Origin of the sequence: Polynucleobacter sp. JS-Safj-400b-B2, assembly GCF_018881975.1 — a bacterium.
GTDB lineage: Bacteria > Pseudomonadota > Gammaproteobacteria > Burkholderiales > Burkholderiaceae > Polynucleobacter.
This window is the reverse complement of record NZ_JACVPJ010000003.1, coordinates 22,892-43,446: the sequence shown is the minus strand read 5'-3', so window position 1 is coordinate 43,446 and position 20,555 is coordinate 22,892. Positions and strand designations below refer to the sequence as shown.

Sequence of the window (20,555 nt, the reverse complement as noted above, 5' to 3'; positions counted from 1 at the left end):
GGAGTTAAAAAATGCTTAAAAACGTCTGTACCGAATCAAGCCCCAGAGTAAGAGCAAGCAAGAAATACCCAAAATCGGTAAATTGCCCCAAATTACATACGGTGTTTTGCCAGAATAGGCTTGTACTTGGGTGCTTAGGGTGGCCTGAGTAAATTCTGGGAGAGATTTAAGTACTTGACCATCTGGTCCAAGGACGGCAGTAATTCCCGTATTAGTTGCACGCAAGGCAGGCAAGCCAGTTTCTAGTGAGCGTAGCTGCGAAAGTCTGAGTTGCTGAGTAGAGGCTTGCGATTCCCCAAACCAAGCAAGATTGGTCATATTAATTAGCAAGTTAACCGGTTTATCGCTGTGTTGAATGCGAGAGGCTAATTCACCACCAAAGACATCTTCGTAGCAAATCGTGATTGCGGCATGAATATCGTCTTGATCTTTACGTACGATGGTAAATGGTGCTTGATTCAATCTTCCTCTGGCAAAGTCACTCATGGGTACATGAAATGCTTTGACGAACCATTGGAAGCCGAGAGGGATAAACTCTCCAAAGGGAACAAGATGGGTTTTATCGTATTGATAGGGTACCGCATTGGGGGAGAGTCCTGTTGCGCGATTTGAGTACTGCATACCGGCTTCTCCGGACACTTCACCAATTAAGCCAAGTAGGAGATTGCTACTGCTTTTATTAGAAAAGTTTTGCAAGTAATCAATTAAGCCTATCGGCAAATTGGGAAGTGGCCATGGAAAGGCGGTCTCAGGAATAATGATGAGATTGGCTGCTTCTTTAGTTATTTCACCTGCATAGAAATCAATCTGTTGGCCAATAGCCTGAGGATTAAATTTTAGACTTTGCTCAAAATTACCTTGAATGAGCCGAACGCTAATGGGCTCTCCAGTGGGTTTTGTAAATATGAATAAACCAGCAAGCTGCGAAGCAGCAATTGCAATTGCAATCAAAAGGACGCTAGAAACTATGTGCTTGCGAAGTTGATAAAGTTCCCAGGACACCCATACCGCTAAAAAGGTGCAGGCTAGCCCACCAAAGAAAGGGGCTATAGGGGCGAAGGGACCATTAAATTGGTTTTCAGCAAAGCCCATCCATGGAAACCCAGTAAAGACATAGCCTCGCAAGAATTCTGCGAGCACCCAGCTTGCTGCTAAGAGCAGGCCTGATAAACGATTCTTTTTAAATAGTGGAATTGCAAGTGTTGCTAAAGCAAAATAAAGGGCTACATACGCAGAGAGTAGAAATACCCCCATACAAGCAAGAAGTGCATTCATGCCGCCAACATCATGCAGACTAATGTATAGCCACCAAAGACCGACAACAAAATAACCAATGCCAAATGAGAGGCCTAAGGCAAATTGTTTTTTGAAAGATGCTGGAGATTGGGGGTCAAGTCGCCACCAGAGAAGACTTAAGACAGGAATCTGAATCCATCCACCATAAGGCAATTCGGCAATAGCAGCGAGAGCAGCGCCTAATACAAACAAAATAAAGACAGAAAAAATATTGACGCTCATACGCGGACGATAAGAGTGCTGGTCAAACAATCTAAATCTCAGTCTGATTTTTTATTGTTTTGTCGCGCAAGCAAAATATGAATTTGTCTTGGGTCGGCGCGTTGAACTTCAAATTCAATACCATCTATCTCAATAATCTCGCCCATTTTAGGTACACGACCTAAATGCTGAATGACCAAGCCTGCAACTGTTTCGATATCTTCAACTTCAAAGTGGGTGCCAAGCATTTCATTGAATTGTTCGAGTTCAGTAATACCTTTAACACGAATATCGCCATTATCTAATGCGATCAGGTTGTCAGCTTCTTCATCAACATCATGCTCATCTTCAATATCGCCAACAATCTGTTCAAGTACATCTTCGATCGTAATAATTCCAGCTACGCCACTGTATTCATCTACGACTATAGCTAAGTGATTGCGATTGTCTTTAAAGTCTCGCAATAAGACGCTTAGACGTTTGGATTCTGGAATAAAGACGGCTGGTCGTAACCAATCGCGAACTTGAAAATCTTTCTCGGTGGCATGACGCAATAAGTCTTTGGCTAATAAAATTCCAATGACATTATCTCGACTACCTTCGAATACAGGAAAACGGGAGTGAGCTGCTGTGATCACACTCTTAATAATTTCAGGAAGTCCCTGACCAATATCGATCCAGTCAATTTGGGCGCGCGGCACAAGGATGTCGCGAGCACATAACTGACCTACTTGAAAAACCCCCTCAATCATTGAGAGGGCATCAGCGTCTATTAGCCCCTCGGAATGGGCCTCGCGCAGAGTTTCAATGAGCTCTTGACGGCGTTCACTAGGTTCTGTGGGCTCGGGACTTAAAAAGTCAGCCAGGCGGTCTAAAAGGGATTTATTGGGGTCAGACATATAGCAAGAATAGCTTAGAAATATGGCAACTCAAGAATAGGGGTTAGCAAAGCCCAATTCTTGGAGAATTTGGATTTCCAGCGATTCCATTTTTTTAGCATCACGGGTTATCTCATGATCATGCCCTTGGGCATGAAGACAGCCGTGCACAATTAAGTGCGCCAAATGGGCTTTCAATGTTTTATCTTGTTCCTTGGCTTCTTTTTGAAGCGCTGGTAAGCAAAAAATAATATCGGCAGTCAAAACTTCTTTTGAAAGCTCGTAAGGGAAAGTTAAAACATTGGTAGCGTAATCTTTTTGACGAAAGGCTAGATTTAACTTTTTGCCCTCTGCGGCATTCACAAAGCGAAGGGTAATTAAGCCACTAAGGGGCGTAGCACTCTTAACCCATTTCTTAATAAGAACAGAGGAGGCTACCTTACTAACGGCGGATTCAATTGCTGGACCCCCATACTGCAGATCAATTGTTAGTTTAAGAGGAATCTTTTGGCCTTTAGTGGGCATGTGCTTCTACCATTTCGCCTCTGAGGGTGTAATTGAGTACTTCCGTGATACGAATATCAACCATCTGGCCAATGAGCTCTTCAATATCTTGATCGGGAGCCACAAAATGAACCACGCGATTATTTTCAGCTCGGCCTTGTAAATTAATGCCATCCTTTGCAAGACCTTCGATTAATACTTTTTCCGTATTTCCCAACATTTTTTGACTAATTTCATTTGCTTGTCCTTCAACCAATGCTAATAAAGTCTGAAGACGCGTTAGCTTGACTTCATATGGCGTTTCATCGGCGAGATTGGCTGCGGGTGTTCCTGGGCGCGGGCTGAAGATAAAACAAAAACTGTTATCAAAATTTAATTCCTTCACCATCTTGAGCAACTTCTCAAAGTCAGCTTCAGTTTCACCTGGGAAGCCCACAATGAAATCGCTTGATAAGGTTAGGTCGGGGCGAACAGCACGCATCTTGCGAATAATGCTTTTGAATTCTAAGGCTGTATAGCCACGCTTCATCGCAGATAAAATCGTATCTGATCCATGCTGTACTGGTAAATGTAGGTGACTTACAAGCTTAGGTACTTTGGCATAGACATCGATGAGGCGTTGTGTAAATTCCTTAGGGTGGCTAGTAGTAAATCGAATGCGCTCAACCCCAGGAATTTCGGCAATGTATTCAATGAGCAAAGCAAAGTCGGCAATCTCTTCGGTGCCACCCATTTTGCCCAGATAAGCATTTACATTTTGACCAAGCAGAACAATTTCTTTTACACCTTTGCTGGCAAGGCCTGCCACTTCAGTAAGAACATCATCAAATGGTCTTGAGACTTCTTCGCCGCGTGTGTAAGGTACAACACAGTAGCTGCAATATTTAGAGCAGCCTTCCATAATCGAAACGTAAGCCGAACCACGAGTTTGGCGTGATGCAGGTAGATGATCAAACTTTTCAATCTCAGGAAAAGAAATGTCTACTTGCGAAATTCCCGTTTTGCGTCGTTCAGCAATCAAGTCGGATAAGCGATGAAGTGTTTGAGGTCCAAACACGACATCCACATAAGGCGCACGACTGACAATCTGCTGACCTTCTTGGCTGGCGACGCAACCACCAACTCCAATGAGTAAGTCAGGATTTTTTTTCTTTAGCTCGCGTAGTCGACCTAAGTCTGAGAAGACTTTGTCTTCTGCTTTTTCACGTATCGAGCAGGTATTTAGTAGGACTACGTCGGCATCTTCAGGCCGATCTGTCATGACCATGCCTTCATCGGCATGGAGGAGGTCTGCCATTTTTCCCGAGTCATACTCGTTCATTTGACAGCCAAAGGTTTTGATATAGAGCTTTTTCATATGCCGTTCTCAGGTTTATAGCTGGGGGCGAAGCTCAGATTTTACTGCCTAAGGCGTACTCGGGCTTATGTTGTGCTTATATGAGCCTGTAAGCCAGAATAGCCACGATTGTGGGTGGAATGGCTGCAATCAACAAATACAACGCGGAAACTGAATGCCCGGGAAAATGGCTGCGTAAGATTGCAATGCCTGCTGGATTGGGGGCATTGGCTATCACTGTTAGGCCGCCACCCGCAACCGCACCACCCACTAAAGCCAACTTGAACTCTGGTGAAGTTCCGGTAACCAGCGACCCTAAATAGGTGAGAGCAGCATTATCTGTAAATGCGGTTAAGACAAGGCTGCCATAAAAGACTGCGGTCGGACTCATCATTTCGAGAATCGGTTGAAGCCACCAGCCCTGTAAAGCACCTAATACAACCAGGCCACCTAAGAAGAATCCAACTAAAAGCGCCTCTTTCAGAATGAGGGGGCTTTGATGTTTGGGGTAGGCGGTGGTGTAACCAATAAAGAACAGCAGAATCCACATAAAAATAACTGGGTCATGCGCAAAGAAAACCACTCCGAATAAGAACAGCAGGTGCATGAAGATCACTGCTAATGGAATCTTCATCTCTTTTTTATTGTCACTCGGTTCAATGAGTTGGCGATGAAAGATAAGGGTCGCTGCGAGAGCATTAATAAAAATGGCAATACAAGACTCTAGGCCAAAGTTGCTAAACATAAATGCCGAACTCCATCCCCAGGTAGAGGCCACCATGAGGACGGGTGGAGCAGCAAAGTTAGTGAGTGTGCCCCCAATCGAAATGTTTACAAATAAAACTCCAAGGGTTCCAAATAAGAGCGCCTTAGAGCATTGATGGCGATAGACTAGGTCGCGTAATAAAAAAGCCGCTAGCGTCATCGCTGCGGGTTCTGTGATTAAAGAGCCTAAGAGCGGTGTGGCTCCGAGTATTAAAAAATATAAGGCAGGAGCGCTACGAATGCGAAATACAAACTTCAAGAGCTTAGCAAGCGCATGCAAAATTTGAGTAGAAATATGAAGAATGGGTTTTGTACCCGCCACAATCATGATGGCAAAGACAAAGAGGGGTTCCGTGAAATTGCGTTTATTGAGAAAAGCTTTGGCAGTATTCAAGTCATCTTGCAGAGAGATGAAAATAACTAAGACGGCTGCCCAAAAACCAAAAACAATCTCCACTTCGCCAGGGAGGTGCCATAGGCCAGCATGTCGTGGGGATTTTTTAGCGATGGATTCAAAATAGCCGGTGCAAAAGGTATGCAAAACGGCAACTGCAAAAATAACGCTTGCGCCAAGTTCTGTGGGGGTAAAGTTCATAACTGAATGTTAGCAGGTGTGTGAGAAGATTTTGATACTGTTAATTTAGGGGATTTTGGTGAAATTAAAGGTTGGATATCAAGAGCTCATTCAGGAGGCAATGACTGAAATTGAGACTCTGCCCATGGAAAAGGCGCAGGAATTGTTAGCTGACCCCAATGTAGTATTTGTGGATATTCGCGATATTCGCGAGTTAGAACGAGAGGGCATGATTCCGAATGCCCTGCATGCTCCAAGGGGCATGCTGGAGTTTTGGGTTGATCCAGATAGCCCTTATTACAAGCCTGTCTTTGGCGAGGGGAAACGGTTGGTTTTGTATTGCGCCTCCGCTTGGCGTTCAGCTTTAGCCACGCAAACCTTGCAAAGAATGGGCGTGCCCAATATTTGCCATTTAGAGGGTGGCTTTACCGCATGGAAGAAAGCGCAATTACCTGCTGTAAATAAAGCAAGCAAACCCCATCCCGGTTAAAGTCATTCCTTAATTCAACCCACTGAAATAATTTTTAGGACCATTATGAGAAAAGTAGTTTCGCAGTTTGGCCAAGGCCCACTTCAGCAGAAATTGACTGCTGGAGATCTCCATTTTTTAGCCGATGCAGAAGTTTCTAAAGGAGGCTCTGGAACTGGCCCAAGTCCTCATGAATATCTTGGTGCTGCTTTGGCTGCCTGTACGTCAATGACTTTAAAGATGTATGCAGGGCGCAAAGAAATGAAACTAGAGAATGCGATTGTGACTGTAGATATTGAGAGGGCTGATGATATTGAAACATTCTCCCGAGAGATTCAGCTTCAAGGAAGTTTAAGCGTAGAAGAAAAAGAGCGCTTAATGGAAATTGCAGATAAGTGCCCAATACATAAAGCCCTAGCTGGCCAGATTCAAATAAAAACCCAGCTGGTAAATTAATACGAGCTGGGGTTGTGTCGCTGAACTTCGGCTTTTTTTTAGACCGAGTGATGTGGCTTAGTTTGGTGCTTGCGCTGGCTGATTATTTTTTCCGGCGTTATAGCCAGCGTTGTAATTTGCGCCTTCATTTTTCTTGTATGCATCATAGACATATCCAGATGCTGCGCCAACTGCTGCGCCACCAACTGCACCCCAAATAGGATTGCCGTGGAAGATTGCAGTGCCAACAGCGCCAGCTGCTGCGCCAATGCCTGCCCCTGAAAGTGTGCGTTGCTCAGTGTTGCTCATGTTTGAACAACCAGCGATTGCTAAAGTTGCTGCAGTAATTGCGATAATTTTTTTCATCTCAACTGATCCTTTAAATAGGTATTGGTTTGGCTAAGCTGCTTGGATTATTTTTTGGCGCAAGGGAAGCGTGACGCCAAGAAGCCCAAGAAAACACCTGATGCTGGCTTGTCAGCAACCTGGGGATTGCTTTGCGCAAACTTCACAAAATCACCAATAACTTCATCACGCGCTGGCGCTGGTTGTTTAACGCAAATAAATGGCTTTGCACGTTGTGGGTGACGTGTAGTTAAATAGGTTTCATACACAGCAGTTGTAAAGCCAATACAAAAGCTACGTGATTCTGGACTTGCAGGGAGTTTACAAACATTTGCCAGTTCTTGAGTGCTCAATACTTTGATAGTTTCTTGTGCTTGGGCAAAGCCGGAAAATGAAGCTAAAGCGGCTAATGCAATGAGGAATTTTTTCATGGGTTCTCCCTTAGGTGTATGTAGAAATGATAATAAACCATATAAATTCAGGTATATGCACTAAAAAAGTGCAGCATGCCCTTTTTTGGGTTTTTTAATTCCCCATAATGATGCAAAAAATCAGAGGGGAAATTTCATGGAAACTTTGAAGTCAGGTAGCGATGCTTTATTCATCTTGCTCGGCGCCATTATGGTTCTGGCAATGCATGCGGGATTTGCATTCTTGGAACTCGGAACCGTGCGCAAGAAAAACCAAGTAAATGCCTTGGTCAAAATCTTGGTGGACTTTGCAGTGTCAACGATTGCGTACTTCTTTATTGGTTACAGCATTGCTTATGGCGTGAATTTTTTCTCTGGCGCAGAGTTGTTAGCGGAGAAGAATGGTTATGAGTTGGTGAAGTTTTTCTTCTTGCTAACTTTTGCGGCAGCAATCCCAGCAATTATTTCAGGCGGAATTGCAGAGCGCGCTAAATTTAATCCTCAATTAATAGCTACTTTTGTATTGGTTGGCTTTGTGTATCCCTTCTTTGAAGGTATTGCATGGAACCAACACTATGGCATTCAGGCTTGGATCAAAGGCTTCACTGGTGAAGAGTTTCATGACTTTGCAGGCTCGATAGTGGTTCATGCGGTAGGCGGTTGGATTGCCTTGCCTGCAGTCATTCTGTTAGGTGCGCGTCGTGGCCGCTATACAAAAGAAGGTCAAATTTCTGCTCATCCACCCTCAAGCATTCCTTTCTTGGCTTTGGGTGCTTGGATTTTGGCGGTAGGTTGGTTTGGATTTAATGTGATGAGCGCGCAAACGATCGACAAGATTAGCGGCCTAGTTGCGATGAACTCATTAATGGCAATGGTTGGTGGAACATTGGCGGCTTGGGTAGTTGGCCGCAACGACCCTGGCTTTACATACAACGGCCCACTTGCTGGTTTGGTTGCGGTGTGTGCAGGCTCAGACTTAATGCATCCTCTAGGTGCTTTATTTGTTGGTTTAGTTGCTGGCGCTTTGTTTGTTTATATGTTCACCTTGGTTCAAAACCGCTGGAAGATTGATGATGTTCTGGGTGTATGGCCTTTGCATGGCTTATGCGGTCTCTGGGGTGGATTAGCCGCAGGTATCTTTGGAACTAAAGCGCTTGGTGGAATTGGCGGCATTACTTTTACTGGTCAATTGATTGGTAGTGCGTTGGGTGTTGGTATAGCGCTAGTCGGCGGTTTTATTGTGTACGGCGCTCTAAAAGCATTCTTGGGTATTCGAATGTCACAAGAAGAAGAGTATGAAGGCGCTGATTTAAGTGTGCATCGCATTTCTTCTACACCGGATCGCGAACCTAACTGGTAATTCACCGATCTTGCTGTTTATTTATAGCCGGATTCATACCTATAATGAGTCATGGCTATATTTGAACTAGACGGAAACGCCCCACAATTGGCTGCGGGTGCTTGGGTTGCCGAGAGCGCGGAAGTGATCGGCAAAGTAGAGCTCCATCTAGATGCGAGTATTTGGCCCAAGGTAGTTATCCGCGGCGATAACGACCTCATTCAAGTTGGAGAAGGCAGTAATGTGCAAGACGCATCTGTACTGCATGCCGACCCAGGTTTCCCACTCATCGTTGGTAAGCATGTCACTGTAGGGCATCAAGTCATGTTGCATGGTTGCCAAATTGGGGATGGTAGTTTGATTGGCATTGGCGCGGTTGTTTTAAATGGCGCCAAGATTGGTAAAAACTGTTTGGTTGGTGCAGGCGCGCTCGTTACCGAAGGAAAAGAATTTCCAGATGGCTCCATGATTTTGGGGGCGCCTGCCAAAGTAGTTAAAGAGCTGACCTCAGAGCAAATTGCTGACATCCACGATATCGCTGGACGTTATGTCAAAAATGCACAGCGTTATGTCAAGACGTTGAAGAAGATTTCCTAACCCGCCACTCTCATCCGTTAAATATTTTGCTCTACGTATTTAATGTAGTTCTTCCAGTCTTTTTACTCATTCTGATTGGGTATGTTGGTGGGCGCGCGGGTAAGTTGGGTATTAACGCTTCCATAGAGTTAAACCGATTTGTTGTCTGGTTGGCATTGCCGGCTCAGCTCTTTAACTTTGCTGCTAATAGCGGTTGGCAAACCCTCTGGCAGCCAGGTTTTATTACTGCATTTTTTCTGAGTTGTTTGATTGTTTTCGTCCTAGTGCTTTCGATTAGTTGGAAACACAATCGAGATTTAGCTGCAGCCAGCTTCGATGGCCTTAGCGCTTCTTACTCAAACACTGGGTATATGGGCATACCTTTGAGCGCACTTGCCTTGGGTCAAGATGGTCTGGCGCCCGCGATTATTTCTACATTCATTGTGTTTGTCATGTTTGCTTTGGCGACAGTGTTGGTTGAAATCGGCATCTTGTCGCATAAAAAACCGCATCAGATTATGTGGAGTGTCATCAAATCGCTTTGTACCAATCCATTATTAATTGCGCCTATTGCTGGTTTGGTATGGTCGGCTAGCGACCTGACTTTGTATGATCCGATTGCCCAGGTAATTGCTTTCTTGGCTGCTGCATCGACACCTTGTGCGCTCGTATCGATTGGTTTATTTCTAATACAAAAAAGTACTGCCGCACCAGCGCAAGCTTGGGGTATTAGCTTGGCAAAGCTAATTCTTCAGCCCTTAATTGCCTGGATCATTGCGGCACTAATTTTGGATTTGCCAGCATTATGGGTGAGTGCAATTGTGATTTTGAGTGCACTACCTACTGGTACTGGGCCTTTTATGTTGGCGCAATATTACAAAGCTGACGGCAGCGTGATTTCTAGAGTAGTTTTAATAACAACTGTGAGCTCATTACTCACGCTCTCATTATTTTTGTGGTGGAGCAACGGGGTTTAATCTCCCTGCATCGATTTACCCCCAATATGCCTTTAAGGTTCAGCGCAATACGAACACTAAACGCGGCAGAGCTACTCCAACAGCTATAAAGCTTGGGGGTCATATCAAAATCACATTTAATCTGATGGCTATCAGTATATTGAGATGGATATTGCAGTCTTTATTCATGCAAAGTGCTTTAGACTTATTTATATGGAAGATATTAATTTCTGGATTGGCATCATTGCAACCATGGCCTTTGCTGTGACTGGAGTCTTGGCGATTGCAGATCGTGGCGTTGATCTCTTTGGTGTGTTGGTGCTTGGGCTGATCACTGCGATTGGCGGAGGTACTATTCGTGACATCATTTTGGAAGCCCCTATTTTCTGGTCCGAGAATCAACTTTATGTATGGCTTGCACTAGGCGCCAGTGTCGTTACTTTCTTCGCAGAGTCTTTCTTCACGCAACCGCAAATTTATCGCTGGATGCTATATATAGACGGTTTTGGTGCGGCACTCTTTGCTATTCAGGGGACTGATAAGGCCTGGAGTATGGGTTATGGCCTACCAGTAGCGCCCGTTATTTTGGGCGTTGTTACGGCAATCGGTGGTGGTTTATTGCGCGATGTTTTGGCTGGCAGAAAAACACTCATCATGTCACATGAGCTTTATGCAATTCCAGTAACCCTGGGATGTTGTGCCTATGTTCTGATATTGAACTTCTTACCTCAGTATGTAGTTGAGGGTTCCGTGATTTGTATGCTCGGAATTTTTGGACTACGCGCAGCAGCTATTTACTGGGATCTGCGCGTACCCAAAATGTTTATTACTAAAACGCGCTAACAGCGCCATTCCCCTAGCCCCCAATTTTTTTGCTTGCATGGCTTTTATGTCCGCAACATACAAGCTATGCCTTGTATTAGGCGTGAGGCTCATACTTGTTGTGAAATTACCTCTAGATTTCTCATTTCTCGGGAAAACCCCGATCCTATTTGATGGGGAATTACCCTAACTAGTGGATTTCTTTGAATTTTTTCAAAGCATAATCAATCCGTTGTTTTTTATTTAATAAAAATAGTTAGGAGCTACTGATGTCAACATCAACTAAAGCAGCCCCAATGACCCCCGAAGAGCGCAAAGTTATTTTTGCCTCCTCATTAGGTACGGTCTTTGAGTGGTACGACTTTTATCTTTATGGTTCTTTGGCTGCTGTTATTGCCAAGCAGTTTTTCTCAGGCTTAGATGCTGGCTCTGCCTTCATTTTCGCTTTGTTAGCGTTTGCTGCTGGCTTTATCGTTCGCCCATTCGGCGCATTGGTATTTGGTCGCTTAGGTGATTTGATTGGTCGTAAGTACACCTTCTTGGTAACCATCTTGTTGATGGGTGGTTCGACCTTCATCGTAGGTATTCTGCCTAACTATGCAGCTATCGGTGTTGCTGCTCCAGTTATCTTGATCGCATTGCGTATGCTTCAAGGTTTAGCTTTGGGTGGTGAGTACGGTGGTGCTGCCACTTATGTTGCAGAACATGCTCCTAATGGTAAGCGTGGTGCCTACACAGCTTGGATTCAGACAACAGCCACCCTTGGCTTATTCCTCTCCTTGCTCGTGATTTTGTTCACACGTGAATTCACCGGTCCAGACTTTGATGTTTGGGGTTGGCGCGTTCCTTTCATCGCTTCTATCGCATTGTTGGGTATTTCTGTATGGATTCGTTTGTCCATGAATGAATCACCAGCTTTCAAGAAGATGAAAGAAGAAGGCAAATTGTCTAAAGCACCTTTGACAGAGTCATTTGGTCAATGGAAGAACTTGAAGATTGTTATCTTGGCATTGTTTGGTCTGGTTGCAGGTCAGGCAGTGGTTTGGTACACAGGTCAGTTCTACGCTTTATTCTACCTCACCCAAGTGCTGAAGGTAGATCCTAAGTCTGCAAACTTGTTGATTGCTGCTTCATTGGTAATCGGTACACCATTCTTCGTTATTTTCGGCTCATGGTCTGACAAGATTGGCCGTAAAGTGATCATCATGGGTGGCCTGTTGATTGCGATCATTTTGTACATCCCTAACACACCAGTTTCCTTGTTCAATGGCTTAACCCACTTTGCTAACCCAGCATTGGAAAAAGCAATGGCAACTGCACCAGCAACAATTACTGCTGACGTGAATGAATGTACATTCCAGTTCAACCCAACAGGTACAGCGAAGTTCACAAGTTCTTGCGATATTGCAAAACAAGTGATGGCTTCAAACTCTGCTAGTTACAGCACCATTGCTGGTCCTGCGGGCGGTACAGCGGTTGTGAAGATTGGTGATACAGAAATCACTGGCTACACTGCTAAGGGTCTTGAGCCTGCTGAAGCTAAAGCAAAAGATGCTGAGTTCAAGAAGCAAATTCGTGAAGCGTTAAATGCCGCTGGCTATCCTGTAAAGGCTGATCCTGCTGCAATTAACTACCCTGCAGTTCTTGGTATTTTGGTGATCTTAGTGCTATTGGTAACTATGGTTTATGGTCCAATCGCCGCAATGTTGGTTGAGATGTTCCCAACCCGCATTCGTTACACCTCTATGTCCTTGCCATACCATATTGGTAACGGTTGGTTCGGTGGCTTGCTGCCAACGATCTCCTTTGCCTTGGTAGCGCAAAACGGTAATATTTACTACGGTCTCTGGTACCCAGTCATCATCGCTGCGATGACGTTGGTAATCGGTACACTGTTTATTAAAGAGACAAAAGACGTAGACATCTACGCAAAAGACTAAGTCATTTAGTCTGCATCAAATAAGAAACCCGATCAGAAATGGTCGGGTTTTTTTATTCCCACAAATCTTTCTGATTGCGATTGCTTAAGAGCTTTTGATTTTGCTGGGCAATAGAGGTTTCTCTTGGGCCTGGAGTTAAAGTGATTACAGCACCAGCACTTAGTAACCCAGTTTTTAATACACGTAAATACCAGCCACTAAATCCAGATTGAAGCATTGCTTTGCTTGCGCCTTTATAGCCAACAGCTGCATTGAACTTGAAGCAAGGCTCGCGTAGTTTTACTACTGTGAATTCTAATTCTCCGATTTTTAGTCGATCCCCAATAAATATTTCTGTTTCAAGTAAGCCCTCAATCGTGAAGTTTTCGCCGATAGCGCCATATTGCAAATCAGTGGGTCTCTTGGTTTCGCGGGTAAGCAGCTCATTCCAGAAAGCGTAGTGCTCGGCTGGGTAAACATAAATCGCTTTTTCAATACCGCCATGTACTGATAGGTCAGCTTGCTCATCTCCCTTTACGCCCAGTGAGGTAATTTCAATTGGGGTGGAATTTTCTAGGCTGCTTACTACTTTTTTGCGAATTGCCGAAGCAACTGACTTGTAGTTAGGATGGTCATTGCTAAACAAAGGGGCTACCTTACCGGCAGATATCGAAAGAAGTCTCATGAGATGGATAAATGGTAATCAGTAACGGCAGCGCGCATCACTCTTGTATTTAGTGAAATACACAATGAGATCTGCTTCGGACTTATATTGAGTGTAGTAAATCACTGCACGTGCATCGCTCTTGTATTTTGTGTAGAACCAAACACCTGGTTCGCTATCGCTGGAGTATTGGGTGTCATACACAATACAGTTAGCCTCTGATGGGTACTTGGTGACAAAGACTTTAGCATTGGCTTCAGACGGGTAATTGGTGACGAAGATTTGGGCTGCAGAAGCGCAAATGGGCATACACAGACTTAAGAGCAGGGTAGCTAAAAGGCGAGATAGAAAAAGATTCTTCATTTAGGAATATTACGCCTTCTGCTTTTTATCCGTAGCTTGGGATAATATGAATGCATGAAGCATTTCTCTCAAAAGAAAATTATCTCAACGCTTAGACGAGCAGCCCTACTAATTTTTGCTTTCATGGTGAGCCAAGGTGTTCATGCCAAGTGGGATGAGGAGCGTGACATGACCACTAATGGCAAAGAAGAGCTGGTCTACTACTACAAGACCAACGATCAAGGTCAAAAGCTTGTGCTGGATAAGTATGTAAAACGCCTCATTTTTATACGCTCCGATAAGTTTTATAAGCGCTCTATTAAACAAATCAAGATTGATGGTGTGGTGCTCGATGTCTCAAGCGACCCTTTTTCGCGCTACCCCGAGCAAACAGCCATTGTTTTTGAAAACAAGGATGAAGTGTTGAAAAAGCTCTTTTTAGCTAAGAAAATTGAATTTAATGTGCTTTATGGTCGCGACGAGGCACTCAGCACCTTTCAGATTAAATAAAGGCTCAAATAGAGTTTGGGCATGGCAACCCCGTTTCCTTTAGACAGATAGACTCTGATCATTTACAATAGCGAGTTCGGCGAATTAGCTCAGCTGGTTAGAGCGACGGAATCATAATCCGCAGGTCCGGGGTTCAAATCCCTGATTCGCCACCAAATCTAAAGGCCATTGCCCCTGGGCAGTGGCCTTTTTCTTAGGGTGCTGGGTATGGCGAAATTTTGGAACTTTGTTATTTTCCAGCTTGGTTGGTTTGCCTGTGTGCTGGGCGCGGCCAATAAACAAGTGCTTTGGGCGGCAGTGGCGACCCTGGTCTATATCGCCTTCCACGCTTGGCGCTCACCTTCCCCCAAAACAGAAATCAGCCTTTTATTGAAGGCCTTCATCTTTGGCTTGGTAGCCGACACCCTCATCATGCATTTGGGCTACCTGGATTTTCGGGATGATTGGCCGTCACCTTATTTATCTCCCCTTTGGATGTGGGTTTTATGGGTATTGGTTGCCACTACCGTTAATGGATCCTTGACTTGGTTGCGCGGCAGACCTGTTTTGGGAGCTGTTTTAGGGGGTATTGCTGGTCCCATGTCCTATGAGGCGGGTATTCGGATGGGTGCTGGATCTTGGGTTCCTGGTAGCGAAATCACTGGATTGATCCTAGTAGGGGTAGTTTGGGCGGTCGCTATACCCCTGTTTTTCTACTGGGACCGAGTTAATCAAAGCCAGCCTAGTCAAGAATCCGTAAATTCAGTATAAAAGTCGCTTGCAAAGAGTACTGTTTTTATATACAGTAACTCCTAAGTTGTTACACAGTAGATAAAACTTCGGGAAAAAGCCCAGTACATAGTGAAAAGGGAATTAAAAATGGCCTTGGATAACAAAAAGCAATCAGCCTCTTCAGAGTTTGAAGGAATGAGCGGAGACAAACAAAAAGCACTTACAGCAGCGCTGGCACAAATTGAGAAACAGTTTGGCAAAGGTTCAATCATGAGATTGGGCGATGCTGAAATTAGTCAAGATATTCAGGTGGTATCTAGTGGTTCGCTCGGATTAGATATTGCGCTTGGAGTTGGCGGTCTTGCACGCGGTCGTGTAATTGAAATCTACGGCCCAGAATCTTCAGGTAAAACTACTTTGACATTACATGCAATTGCAGAAATGCAAAAGCTTGGTGGCACTTGCGCATTTATTGATGCGGAACACGCTCTGGATGTGCAGTACGCATCACGCCTCGGTGTGGATGTAAATAATCTTTTAATCTCTCAGCCAGACACTGGTGAGCAGGCCTTAGAAATTGCAGATGCTTTAGTGCGCTCTGGCTCGATTGATTTGATCGTCATCGACTCTGTAGCTGCCTTAGTTCCAAGAGCTGAGATCGAAGGTGATATGGGTGACTCTTTGCCAGGTTTGCAAGCTCGTTTAATGAGTCAAGCTTTGCGTAAGCTGACTGGCGCTATCAAGCGCACCAACACTACTGTGATCTTCATCAACCAAATTCGTATGAAGATTGGTGTGATGTTCGGTTCTCCAGAAACCACTACTGGCGGTAATGCGCTGAAGTTCTACGCTTCTATGCGTTTAGATATCCGCCGTATCGGTAGTATCAAAAAAGGTGATGAGGTTGTCGGTAACGAAACCCGTGTGAAGGTTGTGAAGAATAAAGTTTCTCCTCCATTCCGCGAAGCGATTTTTGACATTATGTACGGTGCCGGTATTTCTAGAGAAGGCGAAATCATTGATATGGGTGTTGAAGCTGACCTCGTTGAAAAGTCAGGTTCTTGGTATAGCTATAACGGTGATCGTATTGGTCAAGGTAAAGACAATGTGCGTGAGTTCTTAAAAGAGAATCCAGCCATTGCTAAAGATATCGAAGCAAGAATTCGTGAGAAATTAGGTGTTAAATCTGGTTCAGCAGTTGTAACTGATGTGCTGAGCGAGGAAGAAGTCGAATAACCGCGCTGAACAATTCAATGTCAGAATTAAGTAGCAACAAGAAGGTCAAGCAAAGCCCGAGTCTCAAAGCTCGGGCTTTGCGTCTTTTGTCGCAGCGGGAATACAGTCGTAAGGGCCTGGCTGCCAAACTGACGGAATCAGAGGCGAGATGGGGCAAGCTAGGGGGTGAGCAGGCGGAGCACACCCCAGAGTCTAGGCACTCTCAAATTGAGGCTGTTTTGGACGATTTTGTGGCCCGAGGGTGGCTATCCGACGAGCGCTTTGCCGAGGCTTTAGTCCGCCGTCGCAGTGAGCGCTATGGGATGCGAAAGATTGCTGATGAGCTAGAAAGGGCTGGCGTGGATGCAAAACAATCAGCCAAGCTTCTTGGGAGCCTCAAAGAGACGGAATTTCAGCGTGCATTTGATCTCTGGACCAGGAAATACGGGGCGCAACCTCAAGATCAAAAGGAGAAAGCAAGGCAGTATCGCTTTTTGGCTTCCAAGGGTTTTGGTTCGGAGGTGGTTGCAAAGGTGATCGGTGGCCAGAGCCCTGATTAGGGCAATTACGGATCAGCAAGGGCAATTTGCGGTGTTGCAGCATGATAGACTTATGGTGTCGGTCAAGCCGTTCGCATTTATTCAAATTTGGCTAATTTAGCTATTTCTAGAGTAAGTATGGGATCAAGGCAACATCGGTTTTACTAATCCTCATCGCTTGCTAAAAAAGATATCGTTTCGGAGTAATTATGAAAATTCACGAGTACCAAGGCAAAGAACTTCTTCGCCAATTTAATGTGCCAGTTCCTAACGGCATCCCTGCATTTAGTGTTGATGAGGCAGTGAAGGCCGCTGAAAAACTGGGCGGTCCAGTATGGGTTGTGAAAGCACAGATTCATGCGGGTGGTCGCGGTAAAGGCGGCGGTGTGAAATTGGCTAGAAGCATGGACGAGGTGAAGAAATATGCTTCAGAAATTTTGGGAATGCAGCTCAAGACCCATCAAACTGGCCCAGAAGGTCAAAAGGTAAATCGCCTCTTGATTGAAGATGGCGCGGATATTAAAAAAGAGTACTACTTCAGTATCGTTACGGACCGTGGCACACAAAAGAATGTGATCATGGCATCTAGCGAAGGCGGTATGGATATTGAGGAAGTTGCTGAATCTCATCCGGAAAAAATTATCAAAGTATTTGTTGATCCAATGATTGGTTTGACAGATGCGGATTGCGACATCGTTGCTAAAGGTATTGGCGTTCCTGAAGCGTCTATTCCAATGGCGCGTGACGTATTTAAAAACTTGTACAAGACATACTGGGATACCGATGCTTCATTGGTTGAAATCAACCCATTGATTCTGGAAGGCAACGGTAAGATCAAGGCCTTGGATGCAAAGTTCAACTTTGATCCAAATGCATTGTTCCGTCATCCAGAGATCGTTGCGTACCGTGATATCGACGAAGAAGATGCTGCTGAAATCGAAGCCTCTAAATTTGATCTTGCTTACATCTCATTGGACGGCAATATTGGCTGTTTAGTGAATGGCGCAGGTCTAGCGATGGCTACGATGGATACCATTAAGTTGTTCGGCGGCGAGCCAGCAAACTTCTTAGATGTTGGTGGTGGTGCTACCGCAGAAAAAGTAACTGAAGCATTCAAGATCATGCTCAAGAACAAGAGCGTCGAAGCAATTTTGGTAAACATCTTCGGCGGCATTATGCGTTGCGACGTAATTGCTGATGGTGTTGTTACTGCTTGTAAGGCAGTAAACCTGACAGTACCTTTGGTTGTGCGTATGAAGGGTACAAACGAAGAGTTGGGCAAGAAGATTCTTGCAGACTCTGGTTTGCCAATCATTAGCGCCGATTCAATGGCTGAAGCTGCTACCAAGGTAGTTGCTGCTGTTGCCAAAAACAAATAATTCAGGAATTTCGATATGTCTATTTTGATCAATAAAAACACCAAAGTCATTACACAAGGCATTACTGGTAAGACCGGTCAGTTTCATACTGAAAAATGTCAGGAATACGCAAACGGCAAAAACTGTTTTGTTGCTGGTGTAAATCCTAAAAAAGCTGGTGAGTCCATTTTTAATATTCCAATTTATGGAACTGTTAAAGAAGCAGCTCAGCAAACTGGCGCAACGACTTCTGTAATTTATGTTCCGCCTCCTGGCGCAGCGGCTGCAATCTGGGAAGCTGTGGAAGCTGACCTTGACTTCGTGATTTGTATTACCGAAGGTATTCCAGTGCGTGACATGCTTGAAGTACGCAACAAGATGCATGCTAAAGAGGCTGCTGGTGGCAAGAAAACCTTGTTACTAGGCCCTAACTGTCCTGGCATCATTACTCCAGATGAAATCAAGATCGGCATCATGCCGGGCCATATTCATAAGAAAGGCCGCATTGGCGTTGTTAGCCGTTCCGGTACATTGACTTATGAAGCTGTTGGTCAGTTGACATCCATTGGCTTAGGTCAGTCCACAGCAGTTGGTATTGGTGGCGACCCAATCAACGGTTTAAAGCACATCGATATCATGAGAATGTTTAATGAAGATCCAGAGACTGACGCTGTCATCATGATTGGCGAAATCGGCGGTCCAGATGAAGCTGAAGCTGCTCGCTGGTGCAAAGACAATATGAAGAAGCCTGTAGTTGGCTTCATTGCTGGTGTAACAGCGCCTCCAGGCAAGCGCATGGGTCACGCAGGTGCGTTGATTTCTGGTGGTGCCGATACTGCTGATGCCAAGCTTGCCGTTATGGAAGAGTGTGGCTTCAAGGTAACAAAGAACCCATCAGAGATGGCTGCTTTGTTGAAGGCCATGCTGTAATTAGTAATTAGTAATTACGAAAAGGATGCTGTTCATTCAGCATCCTTTTTTAGTAGCAATCTGTAGTTAAAACATAAAAACGCAGGAGACATGATGGATTTATCAGTATTTTCAGGACCAGCATTTTGGGCTGCTCTTTTATCAATTATTGTTGCGAATATTTTGTTGTCTGGTGATAACGCAGTTGTGATTGCGCTCGCTTCACGTAATTTGCCACCGGTACAGCAGAAGAAAGCCATTTTTTGGGGTAGTGCTGCAGCAATTGTCTTGCGTGTAGTTCTTACAATTACGGCAGTTCAGTTATTGACCCTGCCATATCTCAAGATTATTGGCGCTATTTTGCTTCTTTATATCGGTGTTCAGCTATTGGCGGATAGCGGCGAAGAAGAGGATATGCATGCCCATCCAAATATTTGGGGTGCGATTCGCACGATCTTGGTTGCAGACTTGGTCATGAGTCTAGACAATGTTTTGGCAGTAGCAGCTGCTGCTCAAAAGGGTCCAGAAGAAACTCGCTTGGTACTGCTTATCGTTGGCTTGGGTTTATCTATTCCGTTGATTATTTTTGGTAGTGCTTTGCTATTAAAAGTAATGGATCGCTTCCCAATCATCATTACTTTGGGAGCTGGCTTATTGGGTTTGTTAGCAGGGGGTATGTTGGTTGAAGATCCAGCAATAAAAGATTCTATGCAGGCTGCGTTTGAAGATGCACATATGATTTTTGAGGGTATTGGAGTTGCCTTTGTGCTTTTGGTTGGCACTTATCTCAAAAAGAAAGAGAAGAGTAAAGAGGCGGCGTAATTTCTTCGCTTTAAATCAGAAAAGCCGGCTCAATATGCCGGCTTTTTTGTTGCGCACTTCCTTGTGAGAATCTGCGCAAAATTGGATGATGCAGTATTTCACCAAGGGAGTTAAAAGATATGCAAAAGCTGAGTAAAGATATTCAAGATGTTCAAAGTATCAAAGGCAATCAAGATGGCTTTACCTTGATTGAGGTGATGGTCGTTGTAGCCATCATTGGGATCTTGGTTGCAGTGGCAGTACCGCAGTATCAGGACTATATAGCCAGAAGTCGAGTGGTAGAAGGTATGAATTTATCCTCCAGTGCCAAGCTTGCTGTGACGGAAGCATTTGCAAGTCGCGGTACTGTTCCTATGGATGAAGCAACGCATGGATCTTTTACATTCACCCCCACACGTAGCGTAAAGTTAATTGAAATAACTACATCAGGTGCTATTGCGATTGACTATCAAGTGAGTGTAGCGCCTGAAGGTAAAAATACACTTCATTTAGTGCCAACAAATGAGCCTGATGCCAACTCCCCTAGGGCTATTGATTTATCTAAACCGGAAGGCGCAACCTGGGCAGGTGGTTGGTCCTGTAGATCTACCGAAACAAATTTAATTCCTCAGTTATTACCTTCGGAATGCAGAATAGTTAAGTAAAGATTCAAATAAAAAG

24 protein-coding genes and 1 tRNA gene are annotated in these 20,555 nt (G+C 44.6%); 16 read left to right on the top strand and 9 right to left on the bottom strand.

What is annotated here, in order from left to right; genetic code table 11:
- Positions 1 to 15 precede the first annotated feature (15 nt).
- From lnt to ICN48_RS03980, 5 genes are all read right to left on the bottom strand, one after another.
- The gene (lnt, locus tag ICN48_RS04000; RefSeq protein ID WP_216152437.1) at positions 16 to 1,518 is read right to left on the bottom strand and encodes an apolipoprotein N-acyltransferase; all 1,503 of its coding nucleotides are present in this window, start codon (positions 1,516 to 1,518) and stop codon (positions 16 to 18) included.
- Positions 1,519 to 1,556: 38 nt separating this feature from the next.
- Complete coding sequence (locus tag ICN48_RS03995) at positions 1,557 to 2,396, bottom strand: HlyC/CorC family transporter (RefSeq protein WP_216152436.1); 840 nt, start codon at positions 2,394 to 2,396, stop codon at positions 1,557 to 1,559.
- 30 nt (positions 2,397 to 2,426) lie between these two features.
- On the bottom strand, positions 2,427 to 2,900 hold the full coding sequence (ybeY, locus tag ICN48_RS03990; RefSeq protein ID WP_216152435.1) for an rRNA maturation RNase YbeY: 474 nt from the start codon (positions 2,898 to 2,900) through the stop codon (positions 2,427 to 2,429).
- Positions 2,890 to 4,236: a tRNA (N6-isopentenyl adenosine(37)-C2)-methylthiotransferase MiaB gene (miaB, locus tag ICN48_RS03985; protein ID WP_216152434.1), complete on the bottom strand. Its 1,347-nt coding sequence runs from the start codon at positions 4,234 to 4,236 to the stop codon at positions 2,890 to 2,892. The genes ybeY and miaB overlap by 11 nt, the downstream gene beginning before the upstream one ends.
- 76 nt (positions 4,237 to 4,312) lie before the next feature.
- The gene (locus ICN48_RS03980) at positions 4,313 to 5,575 is read right to left on the bottom strand and encodes a putative Na+/H+ antiporter (protein WP_216152433.1); all 1,263 of its coding nucleotides are present in this window, start codon (positions 5,573 to 5,575) and stop codon (positions 4,313 to 4,315) included.
- A 58-nt stretch (positions 5,576 to 5,633) separates the two neighbouring features.
- Here ICN48_RS03980 and ICN48_RS03975 point away from each other — a divergent pair, with 58 nt between their 5' ends.
- Complete coding sequence (locus ICN48_RS03975) at positions 5,634 to 6,044, top strand: rhodanese-like domain-containing protein (RefSeq protein WP_216152432.1); 411 nt, start codon at positions 5,634 to 5,636, stop codon at positions 6,042 to 6,044.
- Between the two features lie 45 nt (positions 6,045 to 6,089).
- On the top strand, positions 6,090 to 6,479 hold the full coding sequence (locus ICN48_RS03970; RefSeq protein ID WP_216152431.1) for an OsmC family protein: 390 nt from the start codon (positions 6,090 to 6,092) through the stop codon (positions 6,477 to 6,479).
- A gap of 57 nt (positions 6,480 to 6,536) precedes the next feature.
- On the opposite strand, the gene ICN48_RS03965 is transcribed toward ICN48_RS03970, so the two are convergent.
- A complete protein-coding gene (locus tag ICN48_RS03965; protein ID WP_215360261.1) occupies positions 6,537 to 6,824 on the bottom strand; it encodes a glycine zipper domain-containing protein in 288 nt (95 codons plus the stop codon).
- Between the two features lie 47 nt (positions 6,825 to 6,871).
- Complete coding sequence (locus tag ICN48_RS03960) at positions 6,872 to 7,234, bottom strand: Rap1a/Tai family immunity protein (protein ID WP_216152430.1); 363 nt, start codon at positions 7,232 to 7,234, stop codon at positions 6,872 to 6,874.
- A 136-nt stretch (positions 7,235 to 7,370) separates the two neighbouring features.
- On the opposite strand from ICN48_RS03960, the gene ICN48_RS03955 reads away from it, so the two are divergent.
- The 5 genes from ICN48_RS03955 to ICN48_RS03935 all read left to right on the top strand — a co-directional run bounded on the left by ICN48_RS03955 (position 7,371) and on the right by ICN48_RS03935 (position 12,846).
- Positions 7,371 to 8,573, top strand: coding sequence for an ammonium transporter (locus ICN48_RS03955; RefSeq protein ID WP_216152429.1), 1,203 nt, complete (start codon positions 7,371 to 7,373; stop codon positions 8,571 to 8,573).
- Positions 8,574 to 8,624: 51 nt separating this feature from the next.
- Positions 8,625 to 9,149 carry a gamma carbonic anhydrase family protein gene (locus ICN48_RS03950; RefSeq protein WP_216152428.1) on the top strand — a complete coding sequence of 175 codons (525 nt, stop codon included), beginning with the start codon at positions 8,625 to 8,627 and terminating at the stop codon, positions 9,147 to 9,149.
- A 26-nt stretch (positions 9,150 to 9,175) separates the two neighbouring features.
- The gene (locus tag ICN48_RS03945; RefSeq protein ID WP_216152427.1) at positions 9,176 to 10,105 is read left to right on the top strand and encodes an AEC family transporter; all 930 of its coding nucleotides are present in this window, start codon (positions 9,176 to 9,178) and stop codon (positions 10,103 to 10,105) included.
- A 144-nt stretch (positions 10,106 to 10,249) separates the two neighbouring features.
- Complete coding sequence (locus tag ICN48_RS03940) at positions 10,250 to 10,927, top strand: trimeric intracellular cation channel family protein (protein WP_255539453.1); 678 nt, start codon at positions 10,250 to 10,252, stop codon at positions 10,925 to 10,927.
- Between the two features lie 248 nt (positions 10,928 to 11,175).
- On the top strand, positions 11,176 to 12,846 hold the full coding sequence (locus ICN48_RS03935; RefSeq protein WP_216152426.1) for an MFS transporter: 1,671 nt from the start codon (positions 11,176 to 11,178) through the stop codon (positions 12,844 to 12,846).
- A 52-nt stretch (positions 12,847 to 12,898) separates the two neighbouring features.
- Here ICN48_RS03935 and ICN48_RS03930 read toward each other — a convergent pair whose 3' ends face one another.
- A complete protein-coding gene (locus ICN48_RS03930) occupies positions 12,899 to 13,510 on the bottom strand; it encodes an MOSC domain-containing protein (RefSeq protein ID WP_216152425.1) in 612 nt (203 codons plus the stop codon).
- Between the two features lie 18 nt (positions 13,511 to 13,528).
- Positions 13,529 to 13,852, bottom strand: a complete 324-nt coding sequence (locus ICN48_RS03925) for a DUF6150 family protein (protein WP_216152424.1) — start codon at positions 13,850 to 13,852, stop codon at positions 13,529 to 13,531.
- A 54-nt stretch (positions 13,853 to 13,906) separates the two neighbouring features.
- Between ICN48_RS03925 and ICN48_RS03920 the strand changes: the two genes are divergently transcribed.
- From ICN48_RS03920 to ICN48_RS03880, 9 genes are all read left to right on the top strand, one after another.
- Positions 13,907 to 14,341 carry a hypothetical protein gene (locus tag ICN48_RS03920; protein WP_216152423.1) on the top strand — a complete coding sequence of 145 codons (435 nt, stop codon included), beginning with the start codon at positions 13,907 to 13,909 and terminating at the stop codon, positions 14,339 to 14,341.
- A gap of 78 nt (positions 14,342 to 14,419) precedes the next feature.
- Positions 14,420 to 14,496 (top strand) — tRNA-Met (locus tag ICN48_RS03915).
- Positions 14,497 to 14,548: 52 nt separating this feature from the next.
- The gene (locus tag ICN48_RS03910; RefSeq protein WP_216152422.1) at positions 14,549 to 15,091 is read left to right on the top strand and encodes a DUF2878 domain-containing protein; all 543 of its coding nucleotides are present in this window, start codon (positions 14,549 to 14,551) and stop codon (positions 15,089 to 15,091) included.
- Positions 15,092 to 15,205: 114 nt separating this feature from the next.
- Positions 15,206 to 16,288, top strand: coding sequence for a recombinase RecA (gene recA, locus ICN48_RS03905; protein WP_370624155.1), 1,083 nt, complete (start codon positions 15,206 to 15,208; stop codon positions 16,286 to 16,288).
- Positions 16,289 to 16,305: 17 nt separating this feature from the next.
- Positions 16,306 to 16,827 carry a recombination regulator RecX gene (recX, locus tag ICN48_RS03900; protein WP_216152420.1) on the top strand — a complete coding sequence of 174 codons (522 nt, stop codon included), beginning with the start codon at positions 16,306 to 16,308 and terminating at the stop codon, positions 16,825 to 16,827.
- A gap of 188 nt (positions 16,828 to 17,015) precedes the next feature.
- Positions 17,016 to 18,185 (top strand): ADP-forming succinate--CoA ligase subunit beta, encoded by a 1,170-nt coding sequence (gene sucC, locus ICN48_RS03895; protein ID WP_216152419.1) that lies wholly within the window; start codon positions 17,016 to 17,018, stop codon positions 18,183 to 18,185.
- Positions 18,186 to 18,200: 15 nt separating this feature from the next.
- The gene (gene sucD, locus ICN48_RS03890) at positions 18,201 to 19,094 is read left to right on the top strand and encodes a succinate--CoA ligase subunit alpha (RefSeq protein ID WP_215347738.1); all 894 of its coding nucleotides are present in this window, start codon (positions 18,201 to 18,203) and stop codon (positions 19,092 to 19,094) included.
- A 93-nt stretch (positions 19,095 to 19,187) separates the two neighbouring features.
- Complete coding sequence (locus ICN48_RS03885) at positions 19,188 to 19,895, top strand: TerC family protein (protein ID WP_216152674.1); 708 nt, start codon at positions 19,188 to 19,190, stop codon at positions 19,893 to 19,895.
- A gap of 119 nt (positions 19,896 to 20,014) precedes the next feature.
- A complete protein-coding gene (locus ICN48_RS03880) occupies positions 20,015 to 20,539 on the top strand; it encodes a pilin (RefSeq protein ID WP_216152418.1) in 525 nt (174 codons plus the stop codon).
- Positions 20,540 to 20,555 lie beyond the last annotated feature (16 nt).